The organism is Stutzerimonas chloritidismutans (genome assembly GCF_051486945.1).
Taxonomy (GTDB): Bacteria; Pseudomonadota; Gammaproteobacteria; order Pseudomonadales; family Pseudomonadaceae; genus Stutzerimonas; species Stutzerimonas chloritidismutans_B.
Map to the genome: position 1 here is coordinate 390,361 of NZ_JAHVDX010000004.1, position 21,936 is coordinate 412,296.

22 protein-coding genes are annotated in these 21,936 nt (G+C 63.9%); 11 read left to right on the top strand and 11 right to left on the bottom strand.

Annotated features, from left to right (window positions below; all coding sequences use genetic code 11):
* Positions 1–34: 34 nt before the first annotated feature.
* Both thiS and KXR72_RS17210 read right to left on the bottom strand, forming a co-directional pair.
* Entirely contained in the window at positions 35–235 is a 201-nt protein-coding gene (gene thiS, locus KXR72_RS17205; protein ID WP_437422311.1) for a sulfur carrier protein ThiS, read from the bottom strand.
* Positions 236–323: 88 nt separating this feature from the next.
* Positions 324–698 (bottom strand): DUF423 domain-containing protein, encoded by a 375-nt coding sequence (locus KXR72_RS17210; protein WP_437422312.1) that lies wholly within the window; start codon positions 696–698, stop codon positions 324–326.
* Between the two features lie 69 nt (positions 699–767).
* On the opposite strand from KXR72_RS17210, the gene mtgA reads away from it, so the two are divergent.
* Positions 768–1,475, top strand: coding sequence for a monofunctional biosynthetic peptidoglycan transglycosylase (gene mtgA, locus KXR72_RS17215; protein ID WP_437422313.1), 708 nt, complete (start codon positions 768–770; stop codon positions 1,473–1,475).
* A gap of 157 nt (positions 1,476–1,632) precedes the next feature.
* Positions 1,633–4,194 carry a CHASE domain-containing protein gene (locus KXR72_RS17220; RefSeq protein WP_437422314.1) on the top strand — a complete coding sequence of 854 codons (2,562 nt, stop codon included), beginning with the start codon at positions 1,633–1,635 and terminating at the stop codon, positions 4,192–4,194.
* A 74-nt stretch (positions 4,195–4,268) separates the two neighbouring features.
* On the opposite strand, the gene rpoH is transcribed toward KXR72_RS17220, so the two are convergent.
* The 4 genes from rpoH to ftsY all read right to left on the bottom strand — a co-directional run bounded on the left by rpoH (position 4,269) and on the right by ftsY (position 8,214).
* The gene (gene rpoH, locus KXR72_RS17225; protein WP_437422315.1) at positions 4,269–5,123 is read right to left on the bottom strand and encodes an RNA polymerase sigma factor RpoH; all 855 of its coding nucleotides are present in this window, start codon (positions 5,121–5,123) and stop codon (positions 4,269–4,271) included.
* A 111-nt stretch (positions 5,124–5,234) separates the two neighbouring features.
* Positions 5,235–6,245, bottom strand: coding sequence for a permease-like cell division protein FtsX (gene ftsX / locus KXR72_RS17230; RefSeq protein ID WP_437422316.1), 1,011 nt, complete (start codon positions 6,243–6,245; stop codon positions 5,235–5,237).
* Positions 6,242–6,913, bottom strand: coding sequence for a cell division ATP-binding protein FtsE (gene ftsE / locus KXR72_RS17235; protein ID WP_437422317.1), 672 nt, complete (start codon positions 6,911–6,913; stop codon positions 6,242–6,244). The genes ftsX and ftsE overlap by 4 nt, the downstream gene beginning before the upstream one ends.
* On the bottom strand, positions 6,910–8,214 hold the full coding sequence (gene ftsY, locus KXR72_RS17240) for a signal recognition particle-docking protein FtsY (RefSeq protein ID WP_437422318.1): 1,305 nt from the start codon (positions 8,212–8,214) through the stop codon (positions 6,910–6,912). Before ftsY ends, ftsE begins: the two co-directional genes overlap by 4 nt.
* A gap of 205 nt (positions 8,215–8,419) precedes the next feature.
* Between ftsY and KXR72_RS17245 the strand changes: the two genes are divergently transcribed.
* From KXR72_RS17245 to KXR72_RS17260, 4 genes are read left to right on the top strand one after another with little or no spacing between them, the layout of a single operon-like run.
* On the top strand, positions 8,420–9,775 hold the full coding sequence (locus KXR72_RS17245; RefSeq protein WP_437422319.1) for a M16 family metallopeptidase: 1,356 nt from the start codon (positions 8,420–8,422) through the stop codon (positions 9,773–9,775).
* A complete protein-coding gene (locus tag KXR72_RS17250) occupies positions 9,768–11,306 on the top strand; it encodes a M16 family metallopeptidase (RefSeq protein WP_437422320.1) in 1,539 nt (512 codons plus the stop codon). Before KXR72_RS17245 ends, KXR72_RS17250 begins: the two co-directional genes overlap by 8 nt.
* Entirely contained in the window at positions 11,306–11,905 is a 600-nt protein-coding gene (gene rsmD, locus KXR72_RS17255; protein ID WP_437422321.1) for a 16S rRNA (guanine(966)-N(2))-methyltransferase RsmD, read from the top strand. Before KXR72_RS17250 ends, rsmD begins: the two co-directional genes overlap by 1 nt.
* A 42-nt stretch (positions 11,906–11,947) precedes the next feature.
* Entirely contained in the window at positions 11,948–12,952 is a 1,005-nt protein-coding gene (locus KXR72_RS17260; protein WP_437422322.1) for a hydrolase, read from the top strand.
* A 13-nt stretch (positions 12,953–12,965) separates the two neighbouring features.
* Here KXR72_RS17260 and KXR72_RS17265 read toward each other — a convergent pair whose 3' ends face one another.
* Entirely contained in the window at positions 12,966–13,628 is a 663-nt protein-coding gene (locus KXR72_RS17265) for a TetR/AcrR family transcriptional regulator (protein WP_437422323.1), read from the bottom strand.
* Positions 13,629–13,755: 127 nt separating this feature from the next.
* On the opposite strand from KXR72_RS17265, the gene KXR72_RS17270 reads away from it, so the two are divergent.
* The 3 genes from KXR72_RS17270 to KXR72_RS17280 all read left to right on the top strand — a co-directional run bounded on the left by KXR72_RS17270 (position 13,756) and on the right by KXR72_RS17280 (position 16,226).
* Positions 13,756–15,186 carry a coniferyl aldehyde dehydrogenase gene (locus KXR72_RS17270; RefSeq protein ID WP_437422324.1) on the top strand — a complete coding sequence of 477 codons (1,431 nt, stop codon included), beginning with the start codon at positions 13,756–13,758 and terminating at the stop codon, positions 15,184–15,186.
* A gap of 189 nt (positions 15,187–15,375) precedes the next feature.
* Complete coding sequence (gene coaD, locus KXR72_RS17275; protein WP_437422325.1) at positions 15,376–15,858, top strand: pantetheine-phosphate adenylyltransferase; 483 nt, start codon at positions 15,376–15,378, stop codon at positions 15,856–15,858.
* Positions 15,859–15,974: 116 nt separating this feature from the next.
* Positions 15,975–16,226 carry a YfhL family 4Fe-4S dicluster ferredoxin gene (locus KXR72_RS17280; RefSeq protein WP_025243441.1) on the top strand — a complete coding sequence of 84 codons (252 nt, stop codon included), beginning with the start codon at positions 15,975–15,977 and terminating at the stop codon, positions 16,224–16,226.
* A 160-nt stretch (positions 16,227–16,386) separates the two neighbouring features.
* Here the strand turns inward: KXR72_RS17280 and KXR72_RS17285 are convergent, their stop codons facing one another.
* The 3 genes from KXR72_RS17285 to KXR72_RS17295 all read right to left on the bottom strand — a co-directional run bounded on the left by KXR72_RS17285 (position 16,387) and on the right by KXR72_RS17295 (position 18,576).
* A complete protein-coding gene (locus KXR72_RS17285; protein WP_437422326.1) occupies positions 16,387–16,728 on the bottom strand; it encodes a multidrug transporter in 342 nt (113 codons plus the stop codon).
* A 117-nt stretch (positions 16,729–16,845) separates the two neighbouring features.
* On the bottom strand, positions 16,846–17,658 hold the full coding sequence (gene mutM, locus KXR72_RS17290; RefSeq protein ID WP_437422327.1) for a bifunctional DNA-formamidopyrimidine glycosylase/DNA-(apurinic or apyrimidinic site) lyase: 813 nt from the start codon (positions 17,656–17,658) through the stop codon (positions 16,846–16,848).
* Between the two features lie 54 nt (positions 17,659–17,712).
* Positions 17,713–18,576 carry an HDOD domain-containing protein gene (locus KXR72_RS17295; protein WP_437422328.1) on the bottom strand — a complete coding sequence of 288 codons (864 nt, stop codon included), beginning with the start codon at positions 18,574–18,576 and terminating at the stop codon, positions 17,713–17,715.
* Positions 18,577–18,692: 116 nt separating this feature from the next.
* On the opposite strand from KXR72_RS17295, the gene KXR72_RS17300 reads away from it, so the two are divergent.
* Together KXR72_RS17300 and KXR72_RS17305 are read left to right on the top strand one after the other, a co-directional pair.
* The gene (locus tag KXR72_RS17300; RefSeq protein ID WP_437422329.1) at positions 18,693–19,232 is read left to right on the top strand and encodes a type 1 glutamine amidotransferase domain-containing protein; all 540 of its coding nucleotides are present in this window, start codon (positions 18,693–18,695) and stop codon (positions 19,230–19,232) included.
* Positions 19,233–19,475: 243 nt separating this feature from the next.
* Entirely contained in the window at positions 19,476–20,672 is a 1,197-nt protein-coding gene (locus tag KXR72_RS17305; RefSeq protein WP_437422330.1) for a class I SAM-dependent rRNA methyltransferase, read from the top strand.
* 57 nt (positions 20,673–20,729) lie between these two features.
* Here KXR72_RS17305 and KXR72_RS17310 read toward each other — a convergent pair whose 3' ends face one another.
* Positions 20,730–21,578 (bottom strand): poly(ethylene terephthalate) hydrolase family protein, encoded by an 849-nt coding sequence (locus KXR72_RS17310; RefSeq protein ID WP_437422331.1) that lies wholly within the window; start codon positions 21,576–21,578, stop codon positions 20,730–20,732.
* Positions 21,579–21,936: the final 358 nt, after the last annotated feature.

Here is a 21,936-nt window from a genome sequence, read left to right on the forward strand (position 1 = left end):
CACGGGCGCACCGGGATCGAAAAGGGTCAGCCCGTTAGCCGCCGCCGATGGCGTGGACGATCTCGACCTTATCGCCTTCGGCCAACAGCGTAGCGGCGTGCTGGCTGCGCGGAACGATGTCGCGGTTCAGTTCGACCGCCAAGCGCCGCCCGACCAGGTCCAGGCGTTGCAACAGGTCGGCGACCGATTGGCCGTCAGGAAGCTCATGGCGCTCGCCGTTCAACTCGATGAGCATAGTGATAGCCACCATTGCAAAGGGGCCCGCATTCTAGCCCGATCGACCCAGGCCACCAAGGCGATGCGCGCGGCCATTCGTCCCGCCTTCAGGCACGCATATTCCAGGCACTGAGTAGCAGGCACAGCCAGCCAGCCAGAAAAGCCGCGCCGCCGATCGGCGTAATGATGCCCAGCTTGCTGACGCCGGTCAGGGTGAGCAGATACAGGCTGCCGGAAAACAACAACACACCGAGCACGAACAGCCCACCCACGGCGTTCAACAGGCGTCCGGGCATGTGCAGCGAGAACAGCGCCACGGCCAGCAGTGCCAGGGCGTGGTAGATCTGATACTGCACACCGGTCTGGAATACGGTCAGCATCTCGGGCGTTAAGCGGTTTTTGAGACCGTGAGCGGCAAAGGCGCCGAGGGCGACGCCGGTCAGGCCGAACACGCCAGCGAAGAGAATGAACAGACGAATCATGGGCGGGTTTCCAGTCTGACCTTTCGAGGCCGTTATAATGCCGGCTCTTTCCGGCCGCGACCACGACCCATGCTTCGAGCCCTGATGCGCCGCCTGACCAAACTGCTGCTATGGCTGATCGCCCTTTCGGTACTGCTGGTGCTGGTGCTGCGCTGGGTGCCGCCGCCATTCACTGCGCTGATGATCGAACGCAAGATCGAGTCCTTGGCCAGCGGGGACAGCATCGACCTGCAACGCACCTGGCGCCCCTGGAAGGAGCTGCCGGACCACCTGAAGATGTCCGTTGTGGCTGCCGAGGACCAGAAGTTCGCCACGCATTGGGGCTTCGACATCGATGCCATCCGCGCCGCCTTCGCGCACAACGAGCGCGGCGGCTCGCTGCGTGGGGCCAGCACGCTCAGCCAGCAGGTGGCCAAGAACCTGTTTCTCTGGTCCGGCCGCAGTTGGGTCCGCAAAGGGTTGGAAGCCTGGTTCACCGGGCTGATCGAGCTGCTCTGGCCAAAACAGCGCATCCTCGAGGTCTATCTGAACAGTGTCGAATGGGGCAACGGGATCTTCGGCGCGGAAGCGGCCGCCCGGCATCACTTTGATGTGGGCGCGCCCTATCTGTCCGCGCAACAATCCAGCCAGTTGGCCGCGGTCCTGCCCAATCCACGCGAGTGGAATGCCGGTAGGCCCGGCCCGCACGTACGTAGCCGCGCGGCCTGGATCCGCCGCCAGGTCAACCAGTTGGGCGGCAGCCACTACCTCAACTCGCTCAGGCCAGGGGCGTTCTGAACCGCCTGGCGCGGCCTGACGGAGCGCTATGGCAGTTCGCCATCCCGACGGGTAAGCTCGGGCCCAGATGAACGTGGCGGCGGTTCCGACCGTCCATTAGCTCAATGGCTCCGCGCAGAGCTTCTCAGCATTCGCCACCGAGGCACGACAGCGACCCATGAGCGAAACCGCAAGCGACGCCCGCACCCTCGGCAAGGTGCGCCAGTTCTTCCAGTGGCGTAACAGCATCGCCTGGGTGGTGCTGGGCGTGACCCTGCTGGTTCAACTGATGATCTTCAATCACTTGCAGCTCGATGAAGAACGCGCGGCCGAGCGGCAGTTCGATTTCTTGGTGGAGAAGACCAGCGAGGCCATCGGCAAGCGGCTGATCGACCATGAGCAGATCCTGCTCGGCGCGGCCGGCCTGTTCGACGCCACCGACGAAGTGACCCGCGCCCAATGGCGTACCTACAACGAACGCCTGAGCCTGGCCGAGCACTATCCGGGTATCCAGGGCGTGGGGTTCGCCCAAGCGGTCCGCCCCCAGGAGCTTGCCGAGCATGAGCGACAGGTAAAGGCCGAGGGTTACCCGGACTACCAGGTCCATCCAATTCACACCGGGGCCACGCTGCATACACCGGTCGTGTACCTTGAGCCGTTTCGCGCGCGAAATCTCGCTGCCTTCGGCTATGACATGTTCTCCGAGCCGGTCCGCCAGCAAGCCATGCGCAGGGCCGCCGAAACTGGCCGGCCGCGGCTGACCGGCAAGGTCACACTGCGCCAGGAAACCCATGGCAAGGTCCAGGCCGGCGTGCTGATGTACGTGCCGATCTACCAGCGAGGCGTTTCGGCCGACACCGCCGAGGCGCGCCTGCAAGCGCTGCGCGGGTTCGTCTACAGCCCCTACCGGATGGACGACCTGATGTACGGCATCCTGGGCGCCGCCGACACCAATCTCAGCCTGCAGATCTACGCCGGGACCAACAAAACGCCCGATCAGCTGATCTTCGCCAGTCTCGACCGGACCGGGGCGCAACCCGCTGAGTACCAGAAGGTCGTGCAACTCGACCTGTATGGCCAGACCTGGACCTTGCACATCGAGAGCCTTCCCGAATTCGAGGCCTTCTATCACTCCAATGATGCCCTGGTGCTGGGCGGTTGCCTTGGCCTGAGCCTTTTGCTCTTTTTCCTGACATCTTCGCTGGCCCTCGGTCGTAGCCGCGCCGAGGCCCTAGCCCGCGAGATGACCGACCACATTCGCGAAAACCGGCGTGCCCTGCAGCTGAGCGAGGAGCGCCTGAGCCTGGCGCTCAAAGGCAGCAATGACGGCGTCTGGGACCTCCACCTCGCGGCAGGAACCTTCTACGCCTCGCCTCGCGCCTGGCACATGTTGGGCTACCGCCCCGGCGAACTGCAGGCTGACCTCAAACTCTGGGAGCGGGTCATGGTGCCGGAAGACCTGCCACGCGCCAGGGCACAGCTGGCGCAGACGATGCTGTCCGACGTCGACCACTTCACCACTGAATTGCGCTTCCAGCACAAGGCCGGCCATGCCCTTCCGGTGTTGGTGCGCGGCTATATCCAGCGCAACCAGGACGGCCAGGCACTGCGCATCAGCGGCACCAGCATGGACCTGACCGAGCACAAGCGCATCGAGCAGATGAAGGACGAGTTCGTCTCCACCGTGAGCCATGAATTGCGTACGCCGCTGACGTCGATCAGCGGTGCGCTGGGCCTCGTCACGGGCGGCGCCATGGGTGAGGTGCCGCCACCGATGCTACAGATGCTCGACATCGCCCACCGCAACAGCTTGCGCCTGGGCCATCTAATCAACGACTTGCTGGACATGGAAAAGATCGCCGCCGGCAAGATGACCTTCGACATGCGCGAGCATTCCCTGCGCCGCTTGCTGGAAGAGGCACTGGCCAGCAACCAGGCGTTCGCTACGCATCTGGGTGTCGACTGCGTACTGGATGACGCCCCGGATCTGCGCGTATGGGTCGACGGCCTGCGCCTGCAGCAGGTGCTCAGCAATTTCTTATCCAACGCCATCAAGTACACCCCTGAGGGCGGCCAAGTAACCCTGCACTGCAGCCAGACGGAAGGCGGTCAGGTGCGCATCAATGTCACTGACCAGGGGCCCGGAATACCCGAAGGCTTTCAGAACCGCATCTTCGAGAAATTCGCACAGGCCGACGCATCTGACAGCAGGCAAAAAGGCGGCACCGGGCTGGGCTTGGCGATCACCAAGGAATTCATCGAGCGCATGGGTGGCCGTGTCGGTTTCGACACCCAGGTGGGACACGGCACGACGTTCTGGTGCGAACTGCCGATCATCGAGACCAGCACGACCGGTCCCGATCAGGGGCAACTGCGCTTGCTGGTCGTGGAGGACGAACCCGACACCGGCCGCCTGCTACACCTGATGTTGCGCGACGCGGGCTATGCGGTCGATCGCGCTCAGAGCCTGCATGCGGCTCGCAACAAGCTGGCCGAGGCCCGCTACGAAGCGATGACCCTTGACCTACACCTGCCAGACGGCAGCGGGCGCGAGCTAATCGAGGACGTCCGAGCCAACCCGCAGACGCGGGACCTGCCGATCATCGTGGTGTCCGCGGCCACTCATTTCGATGGAGAGGCCGACTACGACAAGGTCACCTGGCTGCATAAACCGATCAGTGCCGCCCAACTGCTGATCACCCTGACCGAAAGCCTGGAACAGACACGCCCGCCCCGCTAAGCGAACTGAACGAACGGCAAAGAAAAAGGCGCTGCAGAGCGGGTCTGCAGCGCCTTTGTCAGTTACCTCGCCTATCAGGCCTGAATAGACCCCTTCAGCTTGTTCATCGCATTCTTTTCTAGCTGACGGATCCGCTCGGCGGATACGCCGTACTTGGCCGCCAGGTCATGCAGCGTGGCCTTGTTATCACTCAACCAGCGCTGCTGAAGAATGTCGCGGCTGCGCTCGTCCAGGGCATCCATCGCTTCATGCAGATTGGAATTGGAGCTGTCGCTCCAGTCCGCATCTTCCAGCTGGCGGGCCGGATCGTAGCGGTGATCCTCCAGATAGTGCGCCGGGGACTGGTAGGCGCTGTCGTCATCGGCGTCGGCCGACGGATCGAAGGCCATGTCGTGACCGGTCAGACGGCTCTCCATCTCGCGCACTTCACGTGCCTCGACACCCAGGCTGTCGGCGACTCGCTCGACTTCGTCGTTGCTCAACCAGGCCAGGCGCTTCTTCTGGCTGCGCAGATTGAAGAACAGCTTGCGCTGCGCCTTGGTGGTCGCAACTTTGACGATGCGCCAGTTGCGCAGGATGAACTCGTGGATTTCCGCCTTGATCCAGTGGACCGCGAAGGACACCAGCCGCACGCCCATTTCCGGATTGAAGCGCTTGACGGCCTTCATCAGGCCGACGTTGCCTTCCTGGATCAGGTCAGCTTGCGCCAGACCGTAGCCCGAGTAGCTGCGGGCGATATGCACCACGAATCGCAGGTGAGCAAGCACCATCTGGCGAGCGGCCTCGAGGTCCTGCTTGTAGAACAGGCGCTCTGCCAGGTCGCGTTCCTGCTCGACCGAAAGCAGCGGGATGCTGTTTACCGTCTGCACGTAGGCTTCGAGATTGGCTCCCGGAACCAGCGCTTGAACAGGTTGCAGATTAGTCGTCATGCAGTTCCTCCAATAATGAAGCTGCAGCAGTTTAGCATTGCCGAATCAGACTTCAAGCCTGTGGAAAAGTTCCGACACCAATCTAAATAACTGAACAAAAACAATAACTTATCACCTTGGCGCAAGCTCACTGAGGTGCCGCGCTACCGCCAGCCAGGCTCCGATGTAGCCCAGCAGCAACGCACCGAGCACCAGCGACAGGCCATCCTCGACGGGTACCCCGGCCAGCCCGAAATCGCTGCCATACAGCCCAGCCAGGCCGGTCACGGCCTCGTTCAGCCACCCCAATCCGTAGGCGAGCAGCGCCCAGGCGATGAGCCCGGCCCCTAGGCCATAGAGTGCGCCCATATAAAGGAAGGGGCGCCGCACGTAGCCATCCGTACCACCAACCAGCTTGACCACTTCGATCTCGGTGCGGCGGTTCTCGATGTGCAAGCGAATGGTGTTACCGATGACCAGGAGCAAGGTCGCGATAAGCAGCAGACTTAGTCCGAAGACGAAGCGGTCGCCCAGCCTGAGGATGGCCCCGAGCCGCTCGACCCAGAGCAGGTCGAGCTGCGCCTGGGCCACGCCCGGCAGGTCGTCGAGCTGCTGTCGCAGGGCTTCCAGGTTATCCCGGTCGACTTCGCGAGGCGTGACCAGGATGACACCTGGCAGCGGATTCTCCGGCAGTTCGCGCAGGGCTTCGCCCAGGCCGGACAGTTGCTGAAACTCCTCGAGCGCCTGCTCGCGGCTGATCCATTCGGCCTCGGCAACGTCCGGTATCTCGAGTATCCGCTCACGCTGCGCTTGCCCTCCGGACGTGTCCACGTCCAGCTCCATGAACAGCGAGATCTGTGCGGCGCGCTGCCAGGAGCCGCCGAGCCGCTCGACGTTGTCCAACAGAAGCGCCAAGCCCATCGGTAGGCTCAGCGCGACAGCCATGACGAGGCAGGTGAAAAAACTGCCGATCGGCTGCTTGACCAGGCGCCCGACACTGTCGACGACGCTGGCGCGATGGCTCTCCAGCCAGGCGTGGAACAGCGCCTTGAAGTCCGGTTCGTCGTTGACGGGCTGTTCGGGCTTGTTGGGCAGGCCGCCGACGCGTTCGGCCGGGGTCGAGCCTTGTTTCTGTGCACTCATCGAGTCGCCTCCCCGTCACCGATCAGACGACCGCGCTGCAGCGTGAGCATGCGATGGCGCATGCGTGCGATCAGCGCCAGGTCGTGGCTGGCGATCAGCACGGTCGTGCCGAGGCGGTTGATGTCCTCGAACACACCCATGATTTCCGCGGCCAGGCGAGGATCGAGGTTACCGGTAGGCTCGTCAGCCAGCAGCAGGGCCGGGCGGTGCACCACCGCGCGGGCGATACCGACACGCTGCTGCTGCCCGGTGGACAGATCCGAAGGGTACTGCAACGCCTTGTCCTTGAGGCTGACTCGCTCGAGCGCCGTCATTACCCGCTGGCCGATCTCGCGCTTGCTCAGCCCGAGGATTTGCAACGGCAGCGCGGCATTGTCGAACACCGTGCGGTCGAAGAGCAGCTGATGGTTCTGGAAGACCACGCCGATCTGCCGACGCAGGAAAGGAATCTGGGCGCTGCTGATGCGCGACAGATCCTGCCCGGCCAGGAGCAGCTTGCCGCTCGTGGGTCGCTCCATCGCCAGCAGCAGCCGCAGCAGCGTGCTCTTGCCAGCGCCCGAATGGCCGGTCACGAAGAGAAATTCGCCGCGCTGCACATGGAAGGACAGCTCATGCAAACCGGTGTGCCCGTTGGGATAGCGCTTGCCGACCTGTTCGAAGCGGATCATGACGAGGCTGCACCCCCGCCCGCACCCCTCTCGGCGAACAGTGCGTCGACAAAGGCGTCCGCCTCGAAGGTCCGCAGGTCATCGATGCCCTCGCCCACGCCGATATAGCGAATCGGCGTGCCGAACTGCTTGGCCAGCGCGAAGATCACGCCGCCCTTGGCCGTGCCGTCGAGCTTGGTGAGCACCAATCCGCTGAGCTCGACCGCCTGGTTGAACTGCTTGGTCTGGTTGATCGCGTTTTGCCCCGTGCCCGCATCGAGCACCAGCAGCACCTCGTGCGGCGCCGTCTCGTCGAGCTTGCCCATGACCCGGCGGACCTTTTTCAGCTCTTCCATCAGGTTGTCCTTGGTATGCAGACGACCAGCCGTGTCGGCGATCAGGACATCGATGCCCCGCGCCTTCGCAGCCTGCACCGCATCGAAGATCACCGAAGCGGAGTCCGCGCCAGTGTGCTGAGCCACGACGGCGATGTTGTTGCGCTCCCCCCAGACCTGCAACTGCTCCACGGCCGCGGCGCGGAAGGTGTCACCGGCCGCGAGCATGACCTTCTTCCCCTCGAGCTGCAGTTTCTTGGCCAGCTTGCCGATGGTAGTGGTCTTTCCGACGCCGTTTACGCCAACCACCAGGATCACGAACGGGGTCCGGCTGGCATCGATCTGCAACGGCTGCTCGACCGGCCGCAGCAGGCCGGCGAGCTCCTCCTGCAGTGCCTTGTACAGGGCCCCGCTGTCAGCCAGTTCCTTGCGCGAAACGCGCCGCGTGAGGTTCTGCATGATCGCGGTGGTCGCCTCGACACCGACATCGGCGGTCAACAGCCGCGTTTCCAGCTCGTCGAGCAGGTCGTCGTCAATGGCCTTCTTGCCGAGGAACAGGCTGGCCATACCTTCGCCGATGCTGGCGCTGGTTTTCGACAAACCTTGCTTGAGACGTGCAAAGAAGCCAAGCCGAGGAGGCGCCTCGGCGACAGGGGCAGGCGGCGGCTCGATGGCGACTTCAGCCAGCGCCGGCTCTTCCGGCATCGTCTCGGGCACGACGATGTCGTGGGCCGGTTCGGATTCGGTCTGCAGCGCGGACACAGGCGCAGGCTCGGCCGACGCTTCGATGGGCGCCTCACGATCACGGACTTCTTCGCGGGCGGCCTCGTCGGGTTCATCGGCGAACGGCTGGCTCTCTTCCAGCGGCTCGGCGGCTGGCGGCGGCTCGGAGGCAGGCGCCTGCGGCTTCTTGCGCAGCCAGCCGAACAAGCCTTTCTTTTCGCCAGCCTCGGCTGGCGCCTTCTTATCGTCGTTGGAACCAAACATGGAGAAGATTTTCTCAAGAGGGCAAACGCCGGCGGCCACGCCACCGGCCGGACGGGCGCTATCCTAGCACTGCATAATCCCCTGCGCTAAGCGTGGCCCTACGCCAGGCTGCCGCCTTTGCCCTGGCATCAGCGCACCATTAACATGCCCGACGTGACAGCCTGCCGTGCCACCGGCGGATCCGACCTTCCAACGAGCCCCGACTATGCCCTTGACGCTACGCCGCGCCGCCCTGACGTTGTTAGGCGCCCTGTACTTGCCGCTGGTCATCGCCGCCGATGGCCAGCCCACCCACGAATTCTTCCTCGACAACGGCCTGAAGGTGATCGTGCGCGAAGACCACCGCGCACCGGTTGTAGTGTCGCAGCTCTGGTACAAGGTGGGTTCGAGCTACGAGTCTCCCGGCCAAACCGGCCTCTCGCACGCCCTTGAGCACATGATGTTCAAGGGCAGCCGCAAACTTGGCGCGGGTGAGGCCTCGCGCATCCTGCGCGAGCTCGGCGCTGAGGAAAACGCTTTTACCAGCGACGACTACACCGCCTACTACCAGGTCTTGGCGCGCGACCGCCTGGCTGTTGCCTTCGAGCTCGAGGCTGACCGCCTGGCCAGCCTGAAACTGCCGGCCGATGAGTTCGCCCGCGAAATCGAGGTGATCAAGGAAGAACGCCGCCTGCGCACGGATGACAAGCCCAGCGCACTGGCCTACGAGCGCTTCAAGGCCATGGCCTACCCCGCCAGTGGTTACCACAACCCGACCATTGGCTGGATGGCCGACCTGCAGCGCATGACAGTCGAGGAACTGCGCGGCTGGTACCAAACCTGGTACGCGCCCAACAACGCCACGCTGGTGGTAGTCGGGGATGTCACGCCAGAGGAAATCCGCAACCTGGCCGAACGTTATTTCGGGCCAATCGAACAACGCCCTCTGCCCAGCGCCAAGCGGCCGCTGGAGCTTGACGAGCCCGGCGAACGCCGCCTCACCCTTCACGTCAAGACGCAGCTACCAAGTCTGATCATGGCCTTCAACGTGCCCGGCCTGGCGACGGCTGACGAAAACCCCCGTCAGATACATGCCCTGCGCCTGATCAGCGCCTTGCTCGATGGCGGCTACAGCGCACGCCTGCCCGAGCAGCTGGAGCGCGGCGAAGAACTGGTGACCAGCGCCTCGGCCTGGTACAACGCCTACCCCCGCGGCGACAGCCTGTTCATCGTCAGCGCCTCGCCTAACGTGCAGAAGGGCCGCACCCTCGAAGAGGTCGAAGCCGGCATATGGCGGCAGCTCGAGGCGCTCAAGCAGAGTGCGCCTTCGGCAGAAGAGCTCGAACGGGTCCGAGCACAGGTCATTGCTGGCCTGGTTTACGAGCGCGACTCCATCACCCAGCAAGCCACAACTATCGGCCAATTGGAGACGGTGGGCCTATCGTGGCGGCTGATGGATGACGAGCTCGCTGCGCTGGAAGCCGTGACCCCGGAAGACATCCAGCAGGCCGCCCGCACCTATTTCACCCGCTCGCGCATGAGCGTCGCCCATGTGCTGCCCGAGGAGACCCGCGATGAGTGATCGCACCCCGTTGCGTCGCGGCCTGTTCGCCCTGGCGCTGGCCACTGGCCTGTTGACAGGCTGCAACGAGCACGCCAGCGAGACCGCCGCCAACCTGCCGGTGCCAGCCACGCAGACAGTTGCCACGCCGGCCGAGTCCGGCCAGGCCATCGCCCGCGAAGCCGAAGCGGAGCAACAGCGCATCCAGTCGCTCGACGAACTGGGCGACAAGCCGCTCGCCCGCCGCACACTGGACATTCAGAGCTGGCAGACCGAGGGCGGCGCACGGGTGCTCTTCGTCGAGGCCCACGAACTGCCGATGTTCGACCTGCGCCTGACCTTTGCCGCCGGCAGCAGCCAGGACGGCGGCGTCCCGGGGCTGGCCATGCTGACTAATGCCATGCTCAACGAAGGCATCGAGGGGCGTGACGTCACCGCGATCGCCTCGGGGTTCGAGGGGCTGGGTGCCGAATTCGGCAACGGCTCCTACCGCGACATGGCGATTGCCAGCCTGCGTAGCCTTAGCGCGGCGGACAAGCGAGAGCCGGCGCTGCAGCTGTTCAGCCAGGTGGTCGGCCAGCCGACGTTCCCGGAAGGCTCGCTGCAGCGGATCAAGAACCAGGTCATGGCCGGCTTCGAATTCCAGAAGCAGAACCCGGGCAAGCTCGCCAGCCTCGAGCTCTTCAAGCAGCTCTACCAGCAGCACCCCTACGCACATGCTAGCGAAGGCAACGCCGAGTCGATCCCAGGCATCACGGCCGACCAGTTGCGCGCCTTCCATGCCAAGGCCTACGCCGCCGGCAATGTGGTGATCGCCCTGGTGGGCGATCTCAGTCGAGACGAGGCCGAGGCAATCGCTAACACGGTTTCCGCGGCCCTGCCAAATGGGCCGTCGCTGCCAGCGCCACCAACGCCCGATGCCCCCCAGGCCGTGCATGAGCACATCGATTTCCCGTCAAACCAGACTCACCTGATGCTCGCGCAGCTGGGCGTCGCGCGAGGCGATCCGGACTACGCCGCGCTCTACTTGGGCAACCAGATACTCGGTGGCGGCGGCTTCGGCACGCGCCTGATGGAAGAAGTGCGCGAAAAACGCGGCCTGACCTATGGCGTGTATTCGGGCTTCAGCCCGATGCAGGCTGTTGGCCCCTTCATGATCAACTTGCAGACCCGCGCGGAGCTGTCCGAGGCGACGCTGGAGCTGGTCCAGCGCCTGGTCGCCGAATTCCTCGAGAAAGGCCCTACCGAAGCGGAGCTCGAGCGCAGCAAGCGCGAGATCGCCGGTAGCTTCCCGCTGTCCACCGCGAGCAACAGCGACATCGTCGGCCAGTTGGGCAGCATTGGGTTCTACAACTTGCCGCTGACCTATCTCGAAGATTTCATGCAACAGGTCCAGGGGCTATCAGTCGAGCAGGTGAAGACGGCGATGAACAAGCACCTCGAAGCCGGCGGCTTCGTCATCGTGACCGCCGGACCCAAGGTCGAGCAGAAGCCCCTGCCGCCGCCCAGCGATACACCCATCGAACAACCCAGCGGCGTTCCGGAGCATTGATGACCAGACCTTCCGCCCGCCCCGCCGCCCATGGCGGCCAAGGGCAACTGCGCATCATCGGCGGCGAGTGGCGCAGCCGCCGCTTTGCCTTCCCCGATGCCGAGGGGCTACGCCCCACTCCCGACCGGGTGCGTGAAACGCTGTTCAACTGGCTGGCGCCCTACCTGTCCGGCGCGCGTGTGCTCGACCCCTTTACCGGCAGCGGTGCGCTGTACCTCGAAGCGTTGTCACGCGGCGCCAGCATGGCCCTGGCGCTTGACCTCAACGCCAATGCTATCGCTGCCCTGCGCAAGCACCTCGATACCCTCAAGTGTGGCCACGGCCAGCTGATGCAAAGCGACGCCCTGCGCTACTTGGATACCCAAGCGCCGACCCCCTTCGACCTGATCTTTCTCGACCCACCATTCAGCAAGAACCTCCTGCTGCCTGCCTGCGAGCTATTGGAGGCCAAGGGCTGGCTGGCGAAGCATGCGTGGATCTATACGGAGAGCGAAGCGCAACCTTCGAGTCTCGGCCTGCCCGGTAACTGGCGCCTGCACCGGGAAAAGACGGCCGGCCAGGTGCACTACGCATTGTGGGAGCGCAGCGGCCAGGCCTGATCGGGCCCGGCACGCGCGCCAACGGACGGGCCGAACGTGTCCATGCCTGACACTGTCACCGCCTCGGTCGAGCAGGCTTTCCGGCCATCTCCCTGGCTACCGGGTGGCCACTTACAAACCCTGTGGAACCCCTTCTTCCGGCGCACCCCAGCGCTGGCGCGGCGCCGCGAGCGGCTCTGGCTCTCGGATGGCGACTTCATCGATCTCGACTGGCACGGTCCGCACGATGTGACCACGCCGCTGGTGCTGGTCCTTCACGGGCTGACCGGGTCATCGAACTCGCACTATGTCGTCGGGCTACAGGACCGTTTAGCGCATCAGGGCTGGAGCAGCGTCGCGATCAATTGGCGCGGCTGCTCAGGCGAACCGAACCTGCTGCCGCGCGCCTATCACTCCGGCGCCAGCGACGATCTGGCCGAAGTCATCGCGCACCTGCAGGCCGCACGCCCGCTCGCACCGCTGCATGCCGTGGGCTACTCGCTGGGCGGCAACGTTCTACTGAAGTACCTGGGCGAGACGGGCGCCGCGGCACCGGTGCAAAAGGCGGTAGCGGTCTCCGTCCCCTTTCGCCTGGACCAGTGTGCCGACCGCATCGGCCTTGGCTTTTCGCGGGTCTACCAGGCGCATTTCATGAAAGCGATGGTTGCCTACGTCAGGGACAAGCAACAGCGCTTCCAGCACGAAGGCCTGACTGAACACCTCGGCGCACTGCAGCGCCTGGGCTCGCTGGATGGCATGCGTACCTTCTGGGATTTTGACGGCCGCTTCACCGCGCCATTGCACGGTTACACCGACGCCCAGGACTATTACCGCCGCGCATCGAGCCGTTATTTCCTGCCAGACATCCGCGTCCCGACGCTGCTGATCCAGGCCGAGGACGACCCCTTCGTGTTCCGCCACAGCCTGCCCGAGCCGGGCGAATTGTCGTCAACCACCACCCTGGAACTGCACCCTAGCGGCGGCCACGTTGGCTTTGTCGAGGGCTCTCCACTCAAACCCGGCTACTACCTGGAGCGGCGTATTCCGCAGTGGCTGGGATCTCGCTGAACGGTGCTGCAGATCAACCGAGGGGCGCGTCGAGCGGCACGCGGAAGCGCCTACAGAGTGCGATATATCCCGCCCGCGCCGGCTCGGTAATGAAGCCTTCCTCCAGCGCCAGTACTTGGTAAACGCCGCGGCGCAGCAAGGCCTCGCTCAGCCGTTCCGAGCGAACGCCAGCGGTGTACAGGAAGCGCACCCATGAAGTGATGACGATCCAGGCGTTGAGCGCAATGTCCTCGACCTGAGTAGCGTCCATCCGCAGCAGGCCGGCATCGGCAAAGCCTTGATAGATGGTCCGGGCGGCCTTCAGATGGCGGTCGATGAACTGGCGGTAGCGCTCGGCCAGCAACGGGTCGTCGTCGAGCAGCTGTTCGAGGTTGCGTTGCACGAAGCGGTACTCCCAGATCGAGCCCAGCAGCGCTTCCAGATAGTCGGCCTTGTCATCCAGCGTCACCTCGCGGTCCGCAGGCAACTGCAGGAAGCCAGCCACGGCCGCTTCATAGCGGTCGAACAGATCGGCGACGATCATCCGCTTGTTGCGGAAGTGGTAATACAGATTGCCGGGCGATATTTGCAGGTACGCCGCGATGTGGTTGGTGGTGACGGCCGGCACGCCTTGCTGGTTGAACAGCTCGAGCGCGGCATTCAGGATGCGTTCGCGGGTATCGGGTCTGGGCGACATCGGGGGCATTCGTGACGGAGCGGAAACGAGGCGCAACGGTAACCCGGAAGCGGCATCCAGCCCAGCTCGATTGACAGAATAGAGTAATCACTCTAAACAGATTCGACCCCACCCCGGAGCTCGTCCCGTGCTCGCTGAGATTTCCTACCTGGACCAGACGCATCTCGTCATCGAGCGGCTGCCCGCAATTCTGGAGCGCCAGCGCAAGGCGTTCGCCGCCGACCCGCACCCGAGCAGCGAGACGCGCCTGCAGTGGCTCGAAGCGCTGCACGACCTGCTCGCCACGCATCAGCAGGCGATCGTCGAGGCAATCAGCCAAGATTTCGGACATCGCAACGCGGACGAGACCCGACTGGCCGAGATCATGCCCAGCCTGCACGGCATCCGGCATGCGCAGCGCCATCTCCGACGCTGGATGAAACCCTCGCGCCGCCGCGTCGGCCTGGCCTTCCAGCCGGCCAGCGCCCGGGTGATCTACCAGCCGCTTGGCATCGTCGGGATCATCGTGCCGTGGAACTATCCGCTGTACCTCGCGATCGGTCCCATGATCGGCGCGCTGGCGGCGGGCAACCGGATCATGCTCAAGATGAGCGAAGCCACGCCTGTCACCGGCATGCTATTGAAGGGCTTGCTGGGGCAAATCTTTGCCGAGGATCAGGTCGCTGTGGTGCTCGGCGAGGCGGATGTCGCTATCGCATTCTCACGGCTGCCATTCGATCACCTGCTGTTCACCGGTAGCACCCGCGTTGGTCGGCAGGTGATGCGCGCTGCAGCGGACAATCTCACCCCCGTAACCCTTGAGCTCGGCGGCAAGTCGCCGGCCATCGTCTCGGCTGACGTGCCCTTGGAGCAGGCCGCCGAGCGCATCGCCTTCGGCAAGATGCTCAATGCGGGGCAGACGTGCGTCGCGCCTGATTACGTATTGGTACCGCGTCAACGCCTAGCCCCCTTCATCGAGGCGTACCGCCAGGCGGTGCGCCACCTCTACCCCTCGCTGGTCGACAATCCTGACTACACCAGCATCGTCAACCAGCACCATGCCGATCGCCTGCAGGCCTACCTCGACGACGCACGGGCCCATGGCGCGCGCATACTGCCGCTGCATGACGAAGGCCATGGCCGGCGCATGCCGCCTTGCCTGGTACTGGACGTGAATGACCAGATGACGCTCATGCAGGACGAGATTTTCGGCCCGTTGTTGCCGGTAGTGCCTTACGACGGCCTCGACGAAGCGCTCGCCTACGTCAACGCTCGGGCTCGGCCGCTGGCGCTGTATTACTTCGGCTATGGCAAGGCCGAGCAGCGGCGTGTGCTGCACGAAACCCACGCCGGCGGCGTCTGTCTCAACGACACCCTGCTGCACGTTGCGCAAGACGACCTGCCATTCGGCGGCATCGGCCCGTCCGGCATGGGGCACTACCATGGTCGGGAAGGCTTTCTGACCTTCAGCAAGGCGAAGGGCGTATTCGCCAGGCCGCGACTGAACTCGACCCGGCTGATCTACCCACCCTACGGCCGACCACTGCAGCGCCTGATTACACGGTTGTTCGTACGATGAGGGCTGGCCGCTGTGCGAACGGCGCGGTAGGTCGACGGGGACTCCGCAGCCCGTCAAGCCCTCTAACGGTTGAAATGAGCATGAACAGCGCCATCATGCCGACAACGAGCCGGCATCCGCATTGATACTTTACGCTGCCGACACCCAGCCGCTACCATCCACCCCCCACGCATGCGTCAGGACGCCGCGATGAATCGAGTGTTGTATCCGGGCACTTTCGACCCGATCACCATGGGCCATACCGACCTGGTCGAGCGCGCCTCGCGCTTGTTCGACGAGGTGATCATTGCCGTTGCGGCCAGCCCCAACAAGAATCCACTGTTCCCACTTGAACAACGCGTCGCGCTGGCCAAGGAGGTGACAGCCCACCTGCCGAACGTCCAGGTGCTGGGCTTCGCCAAGCTGCTGGCGCACTTCGTCGTCGAGCAGCAGGCCAACGTCCTGCTGCGCGGCCTTCGTGCAGTGTCCGATTTCGAATATGAGTTCCAGTTGGCCAACATGAATCGCCAGCTGGTGCCGGACGTCGAAAGCCTGTTCCTGACGCCCTCGGAGAAGTTCTCCTACATCTCCTCGACGCTGGTCCGCGAAATTGCGCGGCTGGGTGGCGACGTCAGCAAGTTTGTCCACCCCTCGGTGATGAAAGCCCTGTCAGAACGCTACGCCTCGCGCTGAAACGCGGCGCGCGGTCGAGGGATGATCGGCCGCGTGCACCGGGCGAGCCAATGCGGCAAAATTGGCGGCCTGTTCTTACCTGCGCTACGGCCCGCGCCGCAGCTGGAGTTTGCTGGATGTCCCTGATAATCACCGATGACTGCATCAATTGCGACGTGTGCGAGCCGGAGTGCCCGAACAGCGCGATTTCCCAGGGCGAGGAAATCTACGTCATCGATCCCAACCTCTGCACCGAATGCGTCGGCCACTACGACGAACCCCAGTGCCAGCAAGTCTGCCCGGTGGATTGCATTCCGCTCGACGAGAGCAACGTCGAGAGCAAGGACGAGCTGATGCAGAAGTACCTCATCATCACCGGCAAGGCGTGATCACTTCGCCTGCCCAGAACTTCTTCACGATGGCTTTACTTCCGCAGCGGCCCTCGCCCGTTCCATACCCCGGCGCCAAAAACGAAACGGCTCCGCACGCACGAGGCGGCGGAGCCGTTTGAACGCCAAGCCGGCAGATGACCGACATTGGGCGTAGCAATCAGTCCTGGCGGTTGTAGCCGACGCGAGTGCAACCCAGGCAACGCGCGAATGCCGCAGCGCCGGGTTCAACCACCAGCGCCTTGCCAGTTTCCTTAATGCCACCGCCCATCGCGCTGAACGGCAGGCTGACGACGAACAGGCCGGCGCCGATCGCGGTAGCGGCAATCAGCAACGGGCGCGCGATTAGCAAGTCACCAACAATGGAAAAGGCCTTGGGTGCCTCGACGGTGTACAGGGGATCGCCACTGGCGTTCTGCTGCGTCGATTGCGCCTGGGCCGGCATTGCCAGCAGGCCGGTGGTCAGGGCCAAGACAACAGCAGTGGAGCGAAACAGATTCATGGTGTGGTCCTTCAGCTGGGCGAAACGAGGCAGATGATTGTAGTGGCGGTCCACTATAGCAGCGGCCACGGGTGATTGATCGTGAACGCCGTCAATGCCTGTGCAGCCGCGCCGAATTCATCGCTGGCAGCGGCCACAGTAGACACTGGCGCGCTGGCCCAGGCGCACTTCACGCAGGGTTGAGCCACACGTTTTGCAGAAATCGCCGCCGCGCCCATAGACGTATAGCTCCTGCTGGAAGTAGCCAGGCTTGCCATCCCCACCGACGAAGTCGCGTAGCGTGGTGCCGCCGCGCTCGATGGCGTAGGCCAGGATGCGTTTGATCTCGACGGCCAGCTTCAAATATCGCGCCCGGGAAACTGCGCCCGCGGCGCGCCGGGGGTCGATTCCCGCCGCGAACAACGCTTCGCTGGCATAGATGTTACCGACACCCACGACCACGGCGTTGTCCATGATGAACGGCTTGATCGCCATGCTGCGCCCACGCGATAGCATGTAGAGCCGATCACCGTCGAAGGCGTCATCCAGCGGCTCGGGGCCCAGGCTGGCGAGCAGCACGTGGCTCAGCGGATCATCGCTCCACAGCAGCGCGCCGAAGCGGCGCGGGTCGGTGTAGCGCAGCGCCATGCCCGATTCGAGCACGATATCGACATGCTCATGCTTGCCCGCCGGCAGCTCCGCCGGCACCAGACGCAAGCTGCCGGACATGCCCAGATGCGCAATCAGGGTACCGACCTCGGCCTTGATCAGCAGGTACTTGGCACGCCGCTCGACCGCCTCGATGCGTTGCCCGGACAGGCGCACGTCCAGATCGTCGGGGATGGGCCAGCGCAGCCGCCGCTCCCGGACGAGGACACGGCTGACGCGCTGGCCGATCAGGTGCGGGGCGATGCCGCGACGGGTAGTTTCAACTTCAGGTAATTCAGGCATGGGGCGAATCAACGGGAGACGGAAGGCGACCTTAGCAGCTCACGCCGCCCCGGGTCAGCTGAGGCCCAGCTCGCGGATGCTGTCGCGCTGGCATTCGAAATCGTAGTCGGAAAGCCCCACATACTCGAGCACGCGCTGAGCGATCGTTTCCCACTCGTGATCGTCCGCCTGCTCGCCAAGCACGCGATGGGTGGCGCAGATGTGCTCGGCCATCTTCAGAATGGCCAGCAACGTCCGGACCTGCGGATCGCCCCATTCGTCGCGGAACATGGCTAGCGCATTGTGGTGGTTGGCGATGGCTTCGCACAGATGCTGCGGCAGCTTCCAGGAGCGCGCCACGAAGTAACCGACCACCGCATGGTTGGTGTTCAGCACGCGATTTTCCACATCGGTGATGCGCGTCTCCGGCCCCACGCTGGCGTACGCCTCCTCGAGGATCGTCATGTAGCCGGGAAAGCGTTCGAGCATCAACGGAATGCCGCAGTTATGGAACAGCCCCAGGGTGTAGGCCTCGTCCGGCGAAGGGTGGCCAATGCGCTTAGCCAGTGTCAGACAGGTACTGGCCACGTCCTGCGCCGAATCCCAGAAACGGTTCAGGGTCACGATGGCCGCGTCGGTCAGCTCACCACGAATCGATTGCGCATTGATCAGGTTGATCACCGAATGGCAGCCGAGCAGATTGACCGCCTGCTGGATCGAGGCGATACGGTTGGCCAGGCCAAAGAACGGGGAATTGACAGTCTTGAGCAGCGCGCCGGAAAGCCCTGGATCCTGGCTGATCAGCCGAGCGATGGCACGGAGGTCGGGGTCAGGCATGACCTGCTCCATCTGCAGGTCGACCATGATCTGCGGCTGCGGAGGTACGCTGATCCCCTGCAGCACGCTACGGATCTGCTCGTCGGTAAGTTCGATGGACATGCTCGGCCCGGCCCGGCAAGTAGCACTAGGCCACTAGGAAAGAAGTGCGAACTTTGGCTGAGTTCACTGTCGGATTTCAAGTAGACCGAATTGCAATCCGACGAGGAGAAAACGAAATGGCCGATACCCTTAAAGGCAAACGCGTAGCGATCCTGGTCACCGATGGCTTCGAGCAGGTCGAGCTGACCGGCCCCAAGGAAGCGCTGGAGAAGGCCGGCGCTGTTGCCGAGATCATTTCGTCATCCAACGGCGAAGTCACCGGCTGGAACCACACCACGCCAGCCAGCAAGTTCCATGTCGACAAGACCTTCGACATCATCCACATGGAAGACTATGACGCTGTGCTGCTTCCAGGCGGTGTGGTCAATTCCGACACCATCCGCACCGACGAGATGGCGCAGGAGCTGGTCCGTGACGCCGCCAGGGCGAACAAGACCATCGCGGTCATCTGCCACGGCGCCTGGCTGCTGGCTTCTGCCGACCTGGTCAAAGGCAAGAAGATGACCAGCTGGCCATCGCTGACCGACGACCTGAAGAACGCTGGCGCCAATTGGATTGACCAACAGGTGGTGGTCGACGGGCATCTGATCAGCAGCCGCAAGCCGGACGATATCCCCGCGTTCAGTGAAGCGCTGGTCAAGGCATTGGCGGCCTGATACGTCCGCCGGACGGGAGCAGGCGCTTTCTGCGGCCGGGCACGGCTTTTTCGCTACGCTGGTCGCAGGCAGAGCCTGCTCCTACAAATGGGCTGAGCGCAGGCCCAAAGCCTGAAGCCTGCGCGGGGGCACTGCTCGCACGCCCAGCAACCTGTCTTTCGCCTACCCGTCCCAGCCTCAAGCCTCCAGCGCTTTTATCGGCTTTTACCCCTATAATCGCGCCCTTTTCCCGGAGCCGCCCCGATGAACCTGCCCAGCCTGCGCCTCAAAGCCAATGCCGACCGTCGCCTGCGGGCCGGCCACTTGTGGGTCTACAGCAACGAAGTGGATACCGCCGCCACGCCGCTGGCCGGCTTCCAACCTGGCGACCAGGCCGTTCTCGAAGCGGCCGGTGGCAAGCCGCTGGGCATCGTCGGGGTGTCGCCAAACAACCTGATCTGCGCGCGCCTGCTGTCTCGCGATCTCAAGCACAGCCTGGACAAATCGCTGCTGGTGCACCGGATCCAGGTCGCGCTATCGATTCGTGAGCGACTGTTCGACCAGCCCTGCTACCGCCTGATCTATGGCGATTCCGATCTGCTGCCCGGCCTGGTGGTGGACCGCTTCCACGACCACCTGGTGGTGCAATTGGCCTCAGCGACCATGGAGCGCAACCGCGACGCCGTGCTCGAAGCCCTGGTGCAAGTGCTCAAGCCGCGCGGCGTGCTCTGGAAGAACGATTCGAGCGCCCGCGACGCCGAGGGCCTGGAACGTTACGTCGACACCGCGTTCGGCGTCGTCCCGGAATGGGTGGCACTGGAAGAGAACGGCGTGAAGTTCGAAGCGCCTGTGCTGCAAGGCCAGAAAACCGGCTGGTTCTACGACCACCGCATGAACCGAGCGCGCCTGGCACCCTACGTCAAGGGCAAGCGCGTGCTCGACCTGTTCAGCTATATCGGGGGCTGGGGCGTACAGGCGGCGGCCTTTGGTGCTAGCGAAGTATTCTGCGTCGACGCCTCCGCTTTCGCCCTGGATGGCGTCGAGCGCAACGCCGCACTAAACGGAGTTGGAGACAAAATGACCTGCGTCGAGGGTGATGCCTTCGAGGCCATGAAGGAGCTGAAGAACGCCGAAGAGCGCTTCGACGTGGTCATTACTGACCCGCCCGCCTTCATCAAGCGCAAGAAGGATCTGAAGAACGGCGAAGCGGCGTATCGCCGCCTAAATGAGCAGGCCATGCGCTTGTTGAACAAGGACGGCATCCTGGTCAGCGCCAGTTGCTCCATGCACCTGCCCGAAGACGACCTGCAAAACATCCTGCTTGGTAGCGCGCGGCATCTGGACCGCAACATTCTGCTACTCGAACGCGGCGCGCAGGGTCCAGACCATCCCGTTCACCCGGCCATCCCGGAGACGCGCTACATCAAAAGCCTCACCTGCCGCATCCTGCCGAACAGCTGATCGCCATCGCAGGCGAAATCCTCGCACCCGACGCGTGCGAGGATTTCGTCAGAACGCTTACTCGATGCCCTTGCGTTGCTCCGTCCATAAAAGGCTGGTGCACAGCCCGCATAACCGTCCGTAGAAGGTGCTGCGGGCTGATTCATCATCCATCAGCTGATAGCGGAACCAGGCCGTGGAAGGCCCACGGTAAGCGCCGCCATCACCGACCGGCTCGAAGTGCGTGACGTAGCGCCGCTCACCCCAGAACACCGGCACGTTGGCACGCGTGTAGACCGGCTGCGCATTCAGGTATGGAAACGCGATGGTGTCGCCTCCGCCCGACATCAGGAACATCGGCCCCTTCTGATTGCGCTGAGACGCCGGATTGTGGCCCAGGCCAATGGTGTAGGGCTGAATCGGCGCGGTAGCGCTGACACGATCATCCTGACCGGCCATGATCGAGCCCCCGCCGCCCTGTGAATGACCGGACGTCCCGACCCGCCCGGTGTTGAGCACGCCGACATAAGTGCCGAAGGTACGGTTGCTCTCCTGCACCAGATAGTCGAGACAGGCGAGCATGTCTTGGCCGGTGCCGGCGTTGGAGGTCTCAGCTGCCGCTACCACGAAGCCATGGCTGGCCCAATGCGACAACAGGCCTGAATAGGCAGTCGGCCCGGTCCCGGTTCCGTTACCCCACAGAATCACCGGATGCCGGACGCCGTTCTGTCCCAGGTTGCTGGGACGGTAGACGCGGCAATTCGGGCCTTCGCTGCGACTCGTCGTCGCGTAGGGACCGGAGCGGTCGAAACTGCTCACGTTGGGAAATGGCGCGCCGGGGGTGTCAGGCAGTGGAGCAGCGATGGAAGACCCGCCAATTGCAAGGCCCAGCGCAACGGCGATGCCGCAGAGTTTGATGTCCAGCATGTGCATGTTCCTCTTGTTGTAATCATCATGTGTACGGACGTCGCGCCAGCTCGCCATGCGAGTCGAACGCACTGCACCTTTGTTTCCCGCCTGCCATCCAAAGGGCGGATGGCCAGTCGGCCGAATCAACCCTAGCCAGCGAAAATCGGTGCGCCACTGAAAGCCCGCGTGCGGCGGATGAACGGCCGCGCTTCGCCCCGGCTGAATAATTGATGATCAGCTTCGGTGTTGATGCACCTGACTCAACGTAGGATGAGTGCCGGTAATCGTGCCGTTTGGCTCGCCGCCCGGAACGCGCGTAGAATCGGCCGCATTCCTCGCCACCATCCCCCGGCGGGCCAGTGAGCCCCGGCCGCAC